Genomic DNA, 15,812 nt, shown 5'->3' with positions numbered 1-15,812 from the left:
TCCAGGGCGTCGCGAGGCGAGTAGACCACCCGGATCCGCGCCCCTCGCGCCCGGGCCCGCTCGAGGCTGCCGTGGCTCGACGGTACGCGCACGAGATCGCCGAACGTGCACACGATCGTCCCCGGGAGCGCGGCGAGCGCCTCCGCCCGGTCCAGGTAGTCCACCGGGGTGACGCACACCGGGCAACCCGGGCCCGAGATCAGCCGGACCTGCGGCGGGAGCATGCGCCGCAGCCCCGCGGCTGCGATCGCGTGGGTATGCGTGCCGCACACCTCCATCAGGACCACCTGCCGCTCCAAGCCCTGGCACGCGACCAGGATCCGATCCCTGAGGGCGGCGATCGCCCGGGGGTCGAAGAACGGGTCGCCCGACGTCACGGCGCGTCCCCCGCCGCCCGGGCCAGCTCCAGGAGCAGGTCCATCGTCTCGCGAGCCTCCTCGGCGTTGACCCTCCCGATCGCGTACCCCGCGTGGACGAGCAGGAAATCTCCGACCTCCGCCTCGGGGAGGAGCATGAGCGAGACCTTCCGGCGCACCCCGCTCAGCTCGACGTCCCCCTCGAGCTCGCTCCGCTCGACCAGCTCCATCGGTATCGCGAGACACATCAGAGGGCTCCTTTCAGCTCCGGCTCCCGTCCCCGCGCCAGCGCGAGGGCGGCGAGCACCGCCTGGCCGTGGGACAGTCCCCCGTCACCGGGAGGGAGCGACCGTGGCGTCCGCACGTCGAAGCCGGCTTCGCCGAGACGCGCGACGAGCCCCCCGAGAAGCCGCCGGTTCACGAGGCACCCGCCGCCCAGGGCGATGACCCGGGTCCCGCGAGGGAACGCCCGGACCGCCGCCTCCGCGACCATCGCGCAGAAGGTAGCATGAAAGCCCGAGGCCACCCTCGCGGGATCCTCTCCCGAGGCCGCCCGGCGGGCGGCCGCCGCCAGAAGGGCCGGACCGGGCACCACGAGCCCGCGCGGCGACGCATCGGCGCGGACGTCGGGCCAGGTCTCGGGCTCGCCGACGTCTCTCGCGGCGAGCGACTCGAGCCGAACCGCGGCCTCCCCCTCCCAGCCGTTGACGGCGGTGAGGCCCAGGAGCGCTCCCGCGGCCTCGAAGAGTCGTCCGGCCCCTGCGGCGAGGGGCCAGGCCGGTCCTGTCGCGAGGCGCGCGACCTCCTCGAGCGATTCGAGCGGGACCCGCTCCGTGACCGGGAGCCTCGACAGGAGCTCCGCCGACCCTTCGATCGCCAGGGCCGCGGCGAGGACGCGCCACGGCTCCCGCACCGCGCGCTCCCCGCCCACCAGCGGGATCTCCGCCAGGTGCCCCTGCCGGCGCCACACGAGATCCCCCTCGAGGAGCAGCCACTCCCCGCCCCAGGCGCTGCCGTCCGGTCCCCATCCGGTCCCGTCGAGCACGATCGCCGCCGCCGTCCCGCCCGGAGGCGGAAACGCGCCGTGCTCCGCCAGGACGGACGCGGCGTGGGCGAGATGATGCTGGATCCGGAACAGCCGCGCGCCGCGGCGGTCCGCAGCGCGCTCGCCGATCCACGTGCTCGGGTAGTCCGGATGGAGATCCACGGCCACCGCTAGCGCCCGGGTCTCGAGGAACTCCTCGAGCCCTTCCGCCGCCTCGACCAGGAACGCCCGTGCGGCCTCGGTGTCGAGATCGCCGACGTGCTGCGACGGAAAAGCCTGCGCGCCGCACGCGAGGCAGGCCGTGACCTCGAGGTGCCCTCCCAGCGCGAGCGCCGGCACCGGCGCCTCGCTCGCCAGGGGCACGGGCTCGGGGACGAAGCCGCGGGACCTGCGAACCATCACGGTCGAGGGGCCGGCGACCGAGCGGACGACCGAGTCGTCCACGCGCCGGACGACGTCGCGGTCGTGGACCAGGTAGAGGTCCGCGATCCCCGCGAGCCTCGTGACCGCCTCGCGGTTGCCCCGGCAGATCGGCTCGTCCCCGGCGTTGCCGCTGGTCATGACCAGGGCGTCGTAGGACGGCGTCCGGAACAGCTCCACGTGGAGCGGCGTCGTCGGGAGCATCACGCCGAGGTCCTCGATCCCCGGCGCGACCTCCTCGGGGAGCGCCGAGGGACGCCGGCGCGGCGCGAGGAGCACGGGGGCGCAAGACGAGCCGAGGAGCCGCTCGTCCTCCGGCGACAGCGTGACGAGGCGCCTCGCTCCGTCGAGATCCCGCACCATCACCGCGAACGGCTTGGTCGGGCGCCGCTTCCGCCCGCGGAGGCTCGTAAGCGAGGCCGGCCGGTCCGCACGGCACGCGAGCTGGAAGCCGCCGAGCCCCTTCACCGCCACGATCGCCCCCGACGCGAGGGCTTCGCGCGCGGCCTCGAGCGCCTCGCGCCCGGAGGCCCGAACGCTTCCCATTGCGTCCAGGAGGTCGAGGCGCGGGCCGCACGCGGAGCAGCAGAGGGGCTCCGCGTGGAACCGCCGGTCGCCGACGTCCCGGTACTCGCCCGCGCAATCGGAGCAGAGCGGGAAGCACGCCATCGAGGTCCGCTCGCGGTCGTACGGGAACGAGGTGCAGAGGGAGAAGCGGGGGCCGCAGTTCGTGCAGGTCGTGAAAGGGTAAAGGTGGCGCCGGTCGGACGGATCCTCCATCTCGCGCCGGCAGTCGGCGCACAGCGCCGCGTCCGGCGGGACGAGGGCGCCGCTTCGCGGGCCCAGGTCCGACTCCTGAACGAGGAACGACGGGGCGCCGTCGGGAGCCACCTCGGTCGCGACCAGGGACTCGAGGCGCGCCAGCGGAGGCAGCTCGCGCGGGAACCGCTCCACGAACTCCGCGACGCGCTCCCTCGGGCCCTCGACCTCGACGACCGCTCCTTCCGGGCCGTTGCGCACCCAGCCGGCGAGTCCGAGACCGGTGGCGAGCCGGTGGACGGACGGGCGGAAGCCCACCCCTTGGACCGCTCCCCGGCAGACCAGCCGGGTCCGCGTCGCGACGCCCTCCCCTCCGGAACGCCTCGACCCGTCCACGTGGCTCCGCCTCCCTCGGTTGGATTCCCGCCGCCGCCCGGGTAGGATACTGGACCGGCCGGGCCGCCGCCGTCCCTCGTAGCGGGGCGCCCGCGCCGATCCATGAGGAGCGCCCGTGGCGACACCGTTTCTCGCCTCGCTTTCCCTCGAGGGGCTGGGCCCATCGAGGCTCTGGTCCCGGTTGCCCGCGGAGGTACGGAGCCTCGCCGCCCGGTCTCTGTTCGCCGGCGACCGGGAGGACAAGGCGGCGAGACAGCTCGCCGACCTGTCCATCGCGAAGGCGATGCGGTTCCGCGAGGTCGCGGTGAGGAAGCTCCCGCTCGACCGCCGAGTGGAGTACCTGGTTCGCGCGGTGCGCCCGGACGACTCCTTGGGCTCGTCGCTCCTGCTCGCTCTGCACATGGAGCATCGCCGGCCGATGCTCGCCGCGTTCCTCGACGCGCTCGACGTCCCGAACGACAACGGCGTGATCGCCGACGGCGGGAAGGTCGCCCCTCAGCCCGCGGAGCGGCTCGCGGCGGCGACGCGACGACTCGTCGGGGAGTTCCCCGCCGAGGACGTCGAGGTCTACCTCGCGTCGCTCCTGGCCATGGACCCCGACACCTGGGGCGCGCTGGCGGAGGTGCTGACGTCGCTTCGGGACGGAAGCGGCCCGGCGTGACGCCGCCCGGTCACGCTCCGCGATTCGGACGGCTTCGGCACAGCGCGAAGGTCGCCAGGTGCCCCAACGCGAGGTTACCGAGCCACGGGTGTACGCGTGCACCGAGGATTCCGTCACAACGACGTTGAGCGACCCGATCGGCGCGAAGCGCAAGATGGGGCGCTTGTGCAATTGGACGAGCCTGGGCAGACTATGGCCCGACGCGCGGAAGTGGGGGAGCGATGGCACCGGTTACGGAGACGCTACTCAACGAGATGGCGCGGGCCATCGTCGAGGCGGTGGAGCCGGAGCGCGTGATCCTCTTCGGCTCGCACGCACGAGGCGCCGCGGGGCCGGGCTCGGACGTGGATCTTCTGGTCGTCGAGAAGAGGCCTTTCGGCCCGGGGCGCAGCCGCCGACGGGAGATCGCCCGCATTCGGGGTGCTCTGTCCCGGTTCAGGATCCCCAAGGACATCCTCGTCTTCGCGAGCGACGAGGTCGAACGCTTCGGCGACTCGAGGAATCACGTCGTCGGGACCACCCTCCGAGAAGGCCGGGTGTTCTATGAGCGATCTTGAGCACGCGCGTCTTCTGATCCGGATCGCGGCCCGTGACCTCAAAGCCCTTCGGGGCATGTTGGACCCTAAGACGTTCGACGACGAGGTGTTCGGGTTTCACGCACAGCAGGCGGTCGAGAAGACGCTGAAGGGGTGGCTGAGCTTTCTCGGTGAACAGTACCCGCGAACTCACGACCTCGAGGAGCTCGGCGCCACGCTTCGAGCGAGGGGCTCGGTCGTGCCCGACCGTTTTTCGGGGCTCTTCGAGCTCACCGACTTCGCGTCCAGTTCCGTTACGAGACGGGCGGAACGGCGGAAGAACCCCTCGATCGGCTGCCCATTCTGCGGTCCGTAGAGGCCCTGCTCGATCACCTCGAGTCCCTGACCGCGAGGTGATCGCGCTCCACGTCGCGACCCCGTCCGCCGCCGCGGCGGAGCGCGCCCTCGGGGAGTTCCCCGCCGAGAACCTCGAGGTTTACCTCCCGTCGCTCCGGGCCATGGACCCCGACATGTGGGGCGCGCTGGTGGAGGTGTTGACGCAGCTACGCGAAGGAAGGACGGGTCGGTAGCGTTTGCCCAAGCGCTTCGTCCAGACCGGCGGTCGCCCGCCGTGGGAGCCGATGCCTCACTCAGTCCGATTCTCGACAGAAGCCCCCGGTAGCGAGGTGCCCCGGTAGCGAGGAGCGGCCAGCGGTTGTTCTTGGCGGATGTCCTTTCGGACCGCGATGTTCACGGGATAACCATCGTGCACAACGCCGTCGACCACGACGGGAAGGTCGCCAGGCTGCATATCGTCGTCCGACGTCAACCGTGCCTGCGGAAAATAGTAATGAAGTAACGGAACATCTCCCCGAGGAACGAGCAGTCTCTTCCCTTCGAGATGCAGGGTACGAATCTGTTCGAGCAGCGCCCCGGGTCGCGGATCACTTCCGTCTGCGAGCTGAGCGCTTGCGACTCGTATCGTGTTGGCCCCCAGGACCAGACATGCCGCCGCTACGAGCGCGAATTTCAAACCGGCGCGAAGTTTCCAACCATCCAGCCAAGTCGACAGCACGAGTGCCGCGAAAGCCACGAGCGCCGGCAAGAAGGGAAGCACGTAGCGCGGAGTGATTGTGGTTACCGGACTCATTGAAAACAGCGTCAGCAAGCCGAAGAGAATGAACGGAATCATGCGCCGATCCCGAAGGCCTCGAAGCGAAAGCCAGAGCGCAATAGCTGCTCCGATAAGGAGGCACTCGATGGGCATCATCGAGAGACGTGCCCGCCAGGACTCCGCCAGCGTCGGGGGCCACGCGTCCTTGCGAAAGACCGCGAGGTACGCCATGAACAGATAGGCCTTGAGGAACGCCAAACGTAGTAGCGCACCTGGCCAGAGGACAGCGACCGACACCACGAAAAGGATCGCGGAGCGTTGCATGAACCTCGCATCGGCGAGAAGGCGTTCCCGCGCGAGGAAGCCACATACCAGCAGCGTGAATAGCAAAACGAACGCAACTTCTAGGGTCGCGAAAGCCACGGCGGTCGCGAGTGTCGCACCGTACCAGCAAGAACGGCTTCCATTCCCCATGGCTTTTGCCAACAAGAACAGCACCACAAGAGTAGTGAGCGCGAAGAGTTGGTGCGGAGCGAGTTCGTTCGTGAACGTTGCGGGGACACCCCAAGCGAACGTCCCGGCCGCAAGTGCCCCTGCAACATATCCGCGAGTCCATCCGCAGAGCCACACCGGCCCGACGAACAGAACCAGTATCGTGAGAATTGGAAACGCCATGAAAATCGTTCGAGATGCCCTCTCACTGGTCCCGTTGAGCATCGCGAGCCAGTAGAAGTAAAGTGGGCCGTGAAAATGGCGGTAGAAGTTGATGTCGCCGGACTCCCGAACTTGACGCGATAAAGCGGCACGCTTCCCTGGCTCTGGACCTTGGCTCAGGCCGACCCGCAGGAACTCGCCGAACGACTGTGCTGGACGATCCATGTAGTTCGCAGTGAAACCCTGTTCTGCGACGAATCGGTAGTCGGCTTCATCGTAGGCGAATGGGCGCCCGTGCATGAGCGACGACATCAACCAAACGGTTCCCGCCAGCACCGCGCACAACCAAAGCCACTGCCAATAACGCGGCGAGTCCGGCTTCCTTTCGGGCGACCGCAGAATCTGGCGCGACTTGACGTCTCGATCCACCATTCGAGGACACTTATCCTACGATGCCGGCCAAAGCGTCCACAACACGTATGGCTTGCCATGGACCCCGACACGTGGGGCTCGCTGGTGGAGGTGCTTCTGACGCTCCGCGACGGAGCGCCTCCGCCTGACGCCTCCGGGGACCGTCACGTGACGGCGGCCTCCCCCAGTGCGGCTCGGCTCATCGAACGGTGATGGTGAAGGTCCGCGAGGCGGATTGGTCGGATCCGCCATTGGCGGTGCCCCCGTCGTCCCTGGCGAACACCGTCACGGTGGCCCCGCCGGTCCGGGCCTTGGCGGGGCGGAACGTGAGGGTGCCGGCGCCGTCGATCGCCGGCTGGACCGCGAACAGCGACGGATTGCTGTTGGACGCGGTGAAGGAGACGGTCTGACCGGCTTCGTCCGCGGGGCCGGGACGGATCCGGGTGACCCAGCCGGCCAGGGACTGGATGCCGGCGTTCTTCCTCGCGGTGACGCTCGCGCCGCGGAGCGTGAACGTCGGCGGGTCGTTGACGGCGTTGATGGCGACGGTAACGGTCGCGGGGGCCGATTCCAGCTGGCCGTCGCTGACCTTGAACGTGAACCGGTCCGAGCCGTTGGCGTCGGCGTTCGGCGTGTACGTGAGGCTCGGCGCCACGCCGCTCAGGACCCCCTTGGCCGGAGGGGTGACGACGTTGAAGGTCAGGGTCTCGCCACCGGGACCCGAGCCGGTCAGCGTGACGGCGAACGGCCTGTCCTCGAGCGTGCCGACGGTCTGCGCGTCGGCCACGAGCGCGCCGTTGACGTGGAGGTAGACGGCGACGGTGCGCGGGCTGTCGGAGGCGGGGCCGGTGAGGGTGATGACCGCCGAATAATCGCCGGGGGCGAGCCGGGAGGTGCCATACGTGACCTGGATCGGGTCGTGCTCGCCGGTGCTGGTGCCGGTGGAAGGCGCGACCGACAACCAGGGAGCATCGTCGCTGATCGAGTAGCCGAGCGTGCCCGCGCCCGCGTTCCAGACCTCGAGGACCTGGCCGGCGGCGTTCTGCCCTTGACTCACGGTCTGTGAGAGCGTCGTCGGGGCGACCCCGATCAGCGGCGACTCGGGACGGGTTGCGGGCGCGAGCACGGTGATGAAGAACTCGGCGCTGTCCCGGGCGCCCTGGTTGTCCTCGACATCGAGGGTCATCCAGTAGTTGCCGGGTTGGTTGTACACGATTGTGCCCGTGGCGGGGGCGTTCCATGACCCCACGGAGTTCCAGCGATCCGACCAAACGGCGACGCGCTTGATGACGCCGTCGGGGTCGTAGCTGCGGCTGGCGTCGTACTGCACCGTCAGCGGCGCGGGACCGCTCTCGGAGTCGAGGGTCGCGACGCACACGGGGGGCTCGTTGGTGGCACCGCCGACTTTGGCCACCGCGCTGGCGCTCCCGACGGCGTGGAGCTGGTCGTCCATGACCGTGCTGCGCAACCGGTAGGAGCCGGGCTGTGAGAACGCGACGCCGGCCGTGGTGTTCGCGTAGAGGCAGCAGAGGCCCGTGCCGCCATACAGCACGGAGTACAGCAAAGGCCCGCCATCGGGGTCGCTGGCGGACAGGGTGATCCACACGTTGGTGCCCGTGGGCGCCACGGTGGGCGAAACGGAGTAGCCGGTGATCGCGGGCGGCACGCCCGCGGCGTCGGAGGCGAGCACCGTCACGCTGTTCTCGGCGACGTCGCTTCCGCCGCGGCCGTCCGCCAGCGAACGGACGTAGCGAACGCTCGTCCCGAGGCTGAGCGACGGCGCCGCGAACGAGAACGAGGGTGCCGAGGGCGCGGGGAAGACCAGCTCCGCCATTCGTCCCAGCAGCCAGGCGTGCGGGAAATCCGCCGTGCGCACGAGCGAAGCCCGCAGCGGATCTCCATCGGGATCGCTGCCGCTCACGTTGAGGCTCACGGTCTGGCCCGCCACGACGACCTGATCGGCTGCGGGATTCACGCTGGGGAAACGGTTGAGGACGGGATGGTCCGCATACGGGTTCGTGAGGGCCTTGTGGAAATTCAGCCGCCCGCCGGTCGACGTGGTCCGGGCGACGGGGTCGGCGACGGGGTCATAGCTGTCGAAATGCAGGAGGACGTCGCGGGCCGCGTAGGCGCTGAGCTCCGGGTGGAGGTGCAGCAGCGCCGCCGCGACGCCGGCGACGTGCGGGGCGGCCATCGAGGTGCCGCTGAGGTAGCGGTAGCCCGACGGGTCGCACAAGGGGCAGGCCCCGCTCGGGACGGTGGAGTCGATGGAGACCCCGGGCGCCATGAGGTCCACGGCTCCCAGCCCGCGATTGGAATACGGCGCGGCCACGTCGGCGCGGTCGGTGGCGCCGACGCTGAGCAGCCCGCGGTTGGGGTAGGCGGCGGGATACGTGGGACTGGCGTCGATGTTGGAACCGCCGTTGCCGGCGGCGCAGACGTTGAGCACGCCGGCCGCCTCGCAGGCGCTCATCGCGTCGGCCAGCGCCTGGCTATTGCCGCTCCCGCCCCAGGAGTTGTTGGTCACGCGGACGTTCACCCCGGCCTGCTTGAGCTCGAGGACCTTGTTGAAGCCGAGCACGGCGTCGGAGGTGAAGCCCGAGCCGCCGGACCCGAGGAACTTGATCGCCAGAAGCTGCACCTTCCAGTTGCACCCCGCCACGCCCAGCGCGTTGTTCCCGGCCGCGCCGATGGTGCCCGCCACGTGAGTGCCGTGGCCGTTGTCGTCCTCGGCGCCGACGAATTCCACGCCGTTCTGAAATCGGAAGCCGTGGGAGCCGTCGACCGGGTTGGTCCAGAGGTTGCCCGAGAGGTCCGGGTGGGTGGAATCGATGCCCGTGTCGATGACGGCCACGACCACGTCGGCGGCGTCGGTCTGCACGTCCCACGCCAGCGGAGCCTGGATCTTCGCCATCCCGTACAGGTTCGAGTAGAGGGGATCGTTCGGCACGGTGTCGGCGATGCGCAACACGCTGTCCGGCTCGACGTACTCGAACTGGCCGGACGCGCGATACGCCGCGATCGTCGCCTCGACCGAGGCGTCGGGCGGCAGCTCCACGAGTTGCAGATCGCCCAGCAACGGGAGCGTGTGCTTGACCTTCACCCGCCTCGCGGCGTGTTGGCGGGCGACGTCCGCGTGCCCGACGCCTGGCTTCGGTTTGAGGAGCAGCACCCGCGAATCGTTCTTGGGTGGCGGCTGCCACAGCGGCTCGTCGGCGCAAAGAGCGGACGAGCAGAAGCCCAAGGACAGGAATATGAGAACCCGGACAAGCACGGGCTTGGTCATGGCGGGCCCACCTTTCCGTATCGGCCGGAGGATCGATGTCACGGGCACCGATGTTAGCGCAGGGCATCGGGGCCCGCCGCCGGGCCCGTTCTCGCCCTCACGCTCAACCTCCCGGCGGAACGGACGAGGTGGGACGATTCTTGAACAGCACGAAGTAGGCGTTCGAGGCCACGGGACGCACGGGGGTCCTGAGGAGCCTCTCGATCTCGGGGACGTCCACGCGCTCGGCGAGGCACCACACGGTCCCGGCCGATTCCATGAGCGGCTCGAGGCCGGCCGGATCCTCGATGTAGCGCGCGGGATCGGGCTGGATCGAGGCGCCGAAACGCAGCTCTCCGAGCATGCCGACCTGGATCGGCGGCCGAGCGAGGTAGTACTCCAGGCTCGGTTGGAGGATCCGGTACTCCGCGATCCGGTCGCCGGGCCCGATGCGGGCGCCGAGCGCCTCCGCGATCGGCTTCGTGCTCCGGTGCGGCTCGACCGCCTTCGCCGCCCTCAGAACCAGGAGGAAGACGGCCGCCGCGACGATGCAGGTCGCGACGAGCGCACCGAGCCGCCGGTCGCGCCACGCCAGCCACAGGAGCGAGGCCGCGCCCGCGGCCAGCACGACGGCGAGCGCCGCGGCGATCCACGCGACGTCCGCCAGAGGGATCTTCGCCTGGCGCTCGATCCACCGCGGTAGCGCCAGCCGGCACGCCACGGCCGTCGCCGCCATGCCCGACGCCGAGATCGCGACACCGGCCCGCGTGGACGCGGCAAACCCCCGGCCGCGCATCCCGCGGAGGAACGCCGTCCAGGCCCGTCCCGCGAGGAGCGCGGCCGGCGGTAGCGCGGGGAGGACGTACGACATCAGCTTCCCGCTCGACAAGGAGAAGAAGACGAGGATCGCGCCCGCCCAGATCCAGAGGAACTGCGCGAGGCGCCGCTCTCCCTCGCCGCGACCGTCGCGCCCGGCTGCCTGCGGCAGGAAGAGCCACCAGGGGAAGAAGCCGACGGCGAAGACAGGGACGAAGAACAGCAGGGACTCCCGGTGCTCCGCCTGCGGCGACAAGAAGCGCTCGAGGTGCTGCTTGACGACGAAGAACTCCAGGAACTCGGGATGCCGGGCCTCGACGGCGGCGAACCAGGGCAGCACCAGGACGGCCACGAGCAGGCCGCCGGCCGCCCAGCGCATCTCCCGTAGGACCCGCCACTGCCTGGAGACGACCGCGTAGGCCACGGCCACGAAGACGGTGAGGACCAGCCCGACCGGTCCCTTGGCCAGCGTCGCCGCGGCCGCGGCCGCCCAGAACCCCAGGTACCGACCCCGGCTCCCCGTTTCCGCGGCGCGGAAGAACGCGAGGAGGGCCAGCGTCATCGCGCAGCAAAGCAGCATGTCGGTGGTGAGCAGGCGGCCCATCGCGAAGTAGCCGGGACTCGCCGCGAGAATTCCGGCGGCGGCGAGGCCGGTCTCGCGGTCGACCGAGCGCGAGCCGAAGAGGAAGACGGCGCCGATCCCGGCGAGAGCGAAGAGCGCGGTGGGAAGCCGCCCCGCCAGCTCCGAGAAACCCAGGAGGCGGAACGACGCCGCGGTGCACCAGTAGAGGAGGGGCGGCTTCTCCAGGTAGGGCGCCCCGCCGAGGCGGGGAACGATCCAGTCGCCCGACCGGACCATCGCCGCCGCGACGGACGCGTACCTCCCCTCGTCCGGGTCCCAAAACGCGGTCTCTCCCAGGTGCACGAGGTACAGCGCGGCGATCGAGCCGAGAACGAGCGCGGCCACGACGCGCTCGCGGGTCGTCATCTCGCCGGCCCCTGGCAGGCGACGCGGCCCGCTCGCCCAGGCAGGTCGCCCCAGACCACGACGGCGCGGGGGAGCGGCGAGGCTCCCGGCTCGGCCGCGCGCCGCGCCACGTCGCGGAGCCTGACGAACGCCACGCCGCGCCCACGCCAGCGCCGGAGCAGCCCCTCGAGGAATGCCGTGTGGGCCATCCCCTCGGTCTCGGCGTGCACCGTGAGCACGTTGAGGCGTCCCTCGACCAGCCGCCGGTCGAAGAACGGGACGAGCCCTTCGCGATGGGCCTCCACGGTCCCCAGCACCTCGTCGAGGGTCGGGAGGGTGGTCGGGATCTCCGGCGCTCGGAAGCTCTCCTCCCGCGCGCAGGGGAGGTAGGGACAGGTCCCGCGCGTGTCGCTGTGGTACTCGAGCCCGAGGTCGTCCTGGATCCTGAGGCTCGCCGCCGTGCACTGCCAGCCGGGCGCGGCCGAGCCCTCGGGGCGGCGGCCGAGCGCCGCCGCGACACCGAGCAGCCCCCTCTCGAACTCCTCCCGCGCCTCCCGGTCGTCCATGCGCGCCAGCCGGTCGTGCCAGCGCACGTGATCCCAGCCGTGAGGGCCGACCTCGTGCCCCTCCTCGTCCAGCGAGCGAAGGAGGTGGGGAAACGCCGAGCCCACGGGTCGCGACGGCAAGAGCGTCCCGGAGAGGATCGTCCGGAGGCCGTACGTGCTCGCGGCCCTCGTTCTGAGCATCTTTCTCAGGAAGCCCTTCCGGGTGAGCACGCGGAGGATCGCCCTCCCCGAGCGATCCGGCCCCATGCTGACGAAGAACGATGCGGGAATGCCGGCCGCGCGGAAGATCGACGCGAGGCGAGGGATCCCCTCCCGCGCGCCGACGTGGGTATCGACGTCGACCTTGATCGCCACCTCGGTGACGCGGTCGGCGGGCCTCACGGCGACGGCGCTCCCAGCAGCGTCCCCACCGGGAGGAACGCGCCGTGCCGGTCCCGCTCCCCCTCGAGCTGGCAGACATCGACCCGGTAGGTGCCGTCGCCGGTGCCGACGAGGGCGGCGCCGCGCTCGCGCTCGACGCCGATCACCCGTCCGGGCTCGACCCGTGGCCCCGCGGAAGGCAGAGAGCGCCCCGCCCAGACGTAGAGCTTCCTCCCGCCGAGGAACGTGAAGGCGCCGGGGTACGGGCGCGTCACCGCCCGGACCAGGTTGTGGACCGCGACCGCGGAGCGGCTCCAGTCGATCCGGCCGTCCTCGGGCCGCCGTCCACGGCAGTAGGTCCCGCAGGAGAGGTCCTGCGGAACGCGAGCCGCCCGCCCGAGGCGGAGCAGCGGGAGCGTGTCCCGCAGCGTCTCGCGCGCCGCGACGACGATCTTGCGGAGCAGGACCGGCGCCGTGTCCTCGAACTCGATCGCGACCCGCCGCTGGGCGACGATGTCCCCGGCGTCGGGCTTCGCCGTCATGTAGTGCAGCGTGACGCCGGTCTCGACCTCCCCGTTCACCAGCACCCAATTCACCGGGGCGCGCCCGCGATACCTGGGGAGGAGGCTGCCGTGCAGGTTCAGCGCGCCCAGCGGGGGGATCCTCAGGATCTCCTCGGCGATCATCCGGCGGTAGTAGAACGAGAACAGGATCGTCGGCTGAAGGGCGCGGATGGCCTCGACCCACTCCGGCCGGTTGACGTCCTGCGGCGTGAACACCGGGAGGCCGCGGGCGCTCGCGAGGCCCGCCACCGAGCCGAACTCGACGTTCTCGCCGGGATCGTCCTCGTGGGTGAAGACCCCGAGGACCTCGTCTCCCTGCGCGAGAAGTTCCTCGAGCCCCGCGCAGCCGACGTCGTGGTAGGCCAGGACGACGGCGCGCAGCGGGGAGCCGTCAGCCTTCATGGCGATAGATGCGGCGGACGACGAACCGCGGCCGGCGGCGCACCTCGAAGTAGATCCGCCCGATGTACTGGCCGATCAGGCCGAGCGCCAGGATCTGCAGTCCGACGAACACGAACAGGACGGCGAACAGCGTGAACAGCCCTTCGGCCTCGGGTCCCACCACGAGCCTGCGGACCAGCAGGAACCCGCCGAATCCCATTCCGAGTGCGGCGATCACTCCTCCGAGAAGGGTCACCATCCGGATCGGATACAGGGAGAACCCCGTGATCAGGTCGAACGCGAGGTGGAACAGGCGCCTCAGGTCGTATTTCGACTTCCCTCCGGTCCTGGCGGCGTGCCCGACCGGCACCTCCTTCACGGAGTGCGCGAACAGGTTGGCCAGGGCGGGCACGAACGTCGCGTTCTCCCCGTAGCGGCAGATGTAGTCGACGATCTCCCGGCGGTACGCCCGGAGCATGCAGCCGTAGTCCTTCAGCTCCATCCCGGTGGAGTCGCTGATGATCCGGTTGACGATCCGTGACGGGAGCCTGCGGGCGAACGAGTCGTGCCGGTCGACGCGAACGCCGCCGGCGACGTCGTGCCCCTCCTCGATCGCCGCCACGAGCTTGCCGATCTCCTCCGGCGGGTTCTGGAGGTCCGCGTCGAGCGTGATCACGATCTGGCCGCGCGCCTCCTCGAATCCCGCGAGGATCGCCGCGTGCTGCCCGAAGTTGTGCGCCAGCTGCACCACGGTCACGTGGTCGCTCGCGGCCGCGAGCCCGCGCAGCAGCTCGAGGGAGCGGTCGTGGCTCCCGTCGTCCACGTACACGACCTCCCACGTCCGTCCCGTCGCCTCGAGCGCCGCTCCCAGCCGCCGGTCCAGCTCGGCGACGTTCGCCTCCTCTTCGAACACCGGCACCACGGCGGACAGGTAGGGCGCCGGACCGGACGCCGCCGGGCGCTCACCACGCCGCACGGGGGTCTCGCCCATCACGTCACCTCCGGTGCGAACGAACCACTTTCCTGACCGCGCGGGCGACGTCGTCCACGTCCCCCTCGGTCATGCCGGGGAAGAGCGGGAGCGACACGATGCGCTCGGACACCTTTTCCGCCTCGGGAAAATCCCCGGGCCGATGGCCGTACCGCTCGCGGTAGTACGGCTGCAGGTGCACGGCGAGGAAGTGGAGGCCGGTGCCGACGTTCTCGCGCTTCATCGCCTCCATGAAGCCGAAGCGGTCCAGGTCGAGCCGGTCGACGTCCACCAGGATCGTGAACAGGTGCCACGCGTGCCGGGCGGGATAGCCCGCCTCGGCCGCGGGGAGGCGGATCCCCTCGACGTCCCGGAGCGCGTCGAGGTAGCGGCTCGCGAGGCGGGCGCGCCGATCGTTGAGCGCGTCGAGCCTTCGGAGCTGCACCAGGCCGATCGCCGACTGGATGTCCGTGAGGTTGTACTTGAACCCAGGGCGAAGCACGTCGTAGGCGGCCCCGGCCCCCTGGCCCTGGCGCTGCCAGGAGTCGCGGGTGATCCCGTGGAACCGCAGCAGGCGAAGCCGAGCGGCGAGGTCGTCGTCGTCGGTGGTGATCATCCCGCCCTCGCCGGTCGTGAGGTTCTTGATCGCGTGGAAGCTGAACACGGTCAGGAGGCTCAGGCTACCCACCGGTCGCCCGCCGAGCAGGGCCCCCGCGGCGTGCGCGGCGTCCTCGATCACCGGGATACCGCGCTCGCGGGACACCGCGCCGATCGCGTCCATGTCGCAAGGGAGGCCGGCGAAATGCACGGGGAGGATCGCGCGGGTGCGAGAGGTCAGCGCGTCCCGGAGCCGTCTCGGATCGAGGTTGAACGTGTCCTCGTCGATGTCGACGAATACGGGGCGCGCACCGACCAGCTCGACGATGTTGACCGTCGAGACCCAGGTCATCGGGCTCGTCACCACCTCGTCGCCGGGGCCGATCCCGAGAGCGAGGAGCGCCAGGTGCTCTCCTCCGGTTCCCGAGGCCACGGCGAGAGCGTGGCGCGCCCCGACGTGGACGGCGAACCGCTCCTCGAGCTCCCGCGTTCGCGGGCCGGTGGTGATCCAGCCCGAGCGGAGACAGTCCACGACGGCCTGCACCTCCTCCTCCCCCAGGGCGGGCCGGGAGAAGGGCAGGAACGTCAGACGGGCACGATCGTCCACCATGGGTGACCGCTCCCCGCTCCGGTGCTTTCAGTCGATCTTGAATCCCAGGTCGACCGTCGCCTGGTACTCGGCGACCTTCCCGTCGCGCAAGGCGCCCCGGAGCTCGACGACCTCGAACCACGAAGCGCCGCGAATCGTCTCCGCGGCCTTTGCGGCCGCCGCCTCGATCGCCTTCTCGTAGCTCTTGTCGGAGCAGCCGACCAGCCTGACCTTCTTGAACACCTTGTCGCCCATGCGATCTCCTCGCGCGCGAGCCCTCCCCGGTGCGTCACCGGGCGGGTCACGCTGGCGATGGGCGTGCCCGTGGCCAGGCCCATGAATCCGTAGTCGGCGGTGGTGTTGGGGATCGAGATCGTCCCGTCCACGAACTTGGTGTCAAAGCCGGA

At 70.5% G+C, this 15,812-nt stretch carries 15 protein-coding genes; 4 read left to right on the top strand and 11 right to left on the bottom strand.

Features of this window, described 5'->3' with window-relative positions:
• The 3 genes from LAO51_16295 to hypF all read right to left on the bottom strand — a co-directional run.
• On the bottom strand, window positions 1-278 hold a 278-nt coding region (locus tag LAO51_16295; GenBank protein ID MBZ5640307.1), incomplete at its 3' end, for a hydrogenase formation protein HypD.
• Between the two features lie 95 nt (window positions 279-373).
• Complete coding sequence (locus LAO51_16290; GenBank protein MBZ5640306.1) at window positions 374-604, bottom strand: HypC/HybG/HupF family hydrogenase formation chaperone; 231 nt, start codon at window positions 602-604, stop codon at window positions 374-376.
• Window positions 604-2,976 carry a carbamoyltransferase HypF gene (gene hypF / locus LAO51_16285; GenBank protein ID MBZ5640305.1) on the bottom strand — a complete coding sequence of 791 codons (2,373 nt, stop codon included), beginning with the start codon at window positions 2,974-2,976 and terminating at the stop codon, window positions 604-606. Before hypF ends, LAO51_16290 begins: the two co-directional genes overlap by 1 nt.
• Before the next feature lie 115 nt (window positions 2,977-3,091).
• Between hypF and LAO51_16280 the strand changes: the two genes are divergently transcribed.
• From LAO51_16280 to LAO51_16265, 4 genes are all read left to right on the top strand, one after another.
• Entirely contained in the window at window positions 3,092-3,637 is a 546-nt protein-coding gene (locus tag LAO51_16280) for a hypothetical protein (GenBank protein ID MBZ5640304.1), read from the top strand.
• Window positions 3,638-3,858: 221 nt separating this feature from the next.
• On the top strand, window positions 3,859-4,194 hold the full coding sequence (locus LAO51_16275; protein ID MBZ5640303.1) for a nucleotidyltransferase domain-containing protein: 336 nt from the start codon (window positions 3,859-3,861) through the stop codon (window positions 4,192-4,194).
• Window positions 4,181-4,528 (top strand): HEPN domain-containing protein, encoded by a 348-nt coding sequence (locus tag LAO51_16270; protein ID MBZ5640302.1) that lies wholly within the window; start codon window positions 4,181-4,183, stop codon window positions 4,526-4,528. The genes LAO51_16275 and LAO51_16270 overlap by 14 nt, the downstream gene beginning before the upstream one ends.
• Before the next feature lie 37 nt (window positions 4,529-4,565).
• Window positions 4,566-4,742, top strand: coding sequence for a hypothetical protein (locus LAO51_16265; GenBank protein MBZ5640301.1), 177 nt, complete (start codon window positions 4,566-4,568; stop codon window positions 4,740-4,742).
• A gap of 56 nt (window positions 4,743-4,798) precedes the next feature.
• Here LAO51_16265 and LAO51_16260 read toward each other — a convergent pair whose 3' ends face one another.
• From LAO51_16260 to LAO51_16225, 8 genes are all read right to left on the bottom strand, one after another.
• Complete coding sequence (locus LAO51_16260; GenBank protein MBZ5640300.1) at window positions 4,799-6,352, bottom strand: hypothetical protein; 1,554 nt, start codon at window positions 6,350-6,352, stop codon at window positions 4,799-4,801.
• A gap of 178 nt (window positions 6,353-6,530) precedes the next feature.
• The gene (locus tag LAO51_16255) at window positions 6,531-9,617 is read right to left on the bottom strand and encodes a S8 family serine peptidase (GenBank protein MBZ5640299.1); all 3,087 of its coding nucleotides are present in this window, start codon (window positions 9,615-9,617) and stop codon (window positions 6,531-6,533) included.
• Window positions 9,618-9,720: 103 nt separating this feature from the next.
• Window positions 9,721-11,400 (bottom strand): glycosyltransferase family 39 protein, encoded by a 1,680-nt coding sequence (locus LAO51_16250; GenBank protein ID MBZ5640298.1) that lies wholly within the window; start codon window positions 11,398-11,400, stop codon window positions 9,721-9,723.
• On the bottom strand, window positions 11,397-12,326 hold the full coding sequence (locus LAO51_16245) for a 4-deoxy-4-formamido-L-arabinose-phosphoundecaprenol deformylase (protein ID MBZ5640297.1): 930 nt from the start codon (window positions 12,324-12,326) through the stop codon (window positions 11,397-11,399). The genes LAO51_16250 and LAO51_16245 overlap by 4 nt, the downstream gene beginning before the upstream one ends.
• The gene (locus LAO51_16240; protein ID MBZ5640296.1) at window positions 12,323-13,249 is read right to left on the bottom strand and encodes a formyltransferase; all 927 of its coding nucleotides are present in this window, start codon (window positions 13,247-13,249) and stop codon (window positions 12,323-12,325) included. The genes LAO51_16245 and LAO51_16240 overlap by 4 nt, the downstream gene beginning before the upstream one ends.
• 10 nt (window positions 13,250-13,259) lie before the next feature.
• A complete protein-coding gene (locus tag LAO51_16235; protein MBZ5640295.1) occupies window positions 13,260-14,240 on the bottom strand; it encodes a glycosyltransferase in 981 nt (326 codons plus the stop codon).
• A 4-nt stretch (window positions 14,241-14,244) separates the two neighbouring features.
• A complete protein-coding gene (locus LAO51_16230) occupies window positions 14,245-15,426 on the bottom strand; it encodes an aminotransferase class I/II-fold pyridoxal phosphate-dependent enzyme (GenBank protein ID MBZ5640294.1) in 1,182 nt (393 codons plus the stop codon).
• A 27-nt stretch (window positions 15,427-15,453) separates the two neighbouring features.
• On the bottom strand, window positions 15,454-15,660 hold the full coding sequence (locus LAO51_16225) for a dodecin domain-containing protein (protein MBZ5640293.1): 207 nt from the start codon (window positions 15,658-15,660) through the stop codon (window positions 15,454-15,456).
• Window positions 15,661-15,812: the final 152 nt, after the last annotated feature.

The organism is Terriglobia bacterium (assembly GCA_020073205.1).
Classification (GTDB): Bacteria; Acidobacteriota; Polarisedimenticolia; order Polarisedimenticolales; family JAIQFR01; genus JAIQFR01.
This window is presented reverse-complemented; position numbering and strand designations above follow the sequence as displayed.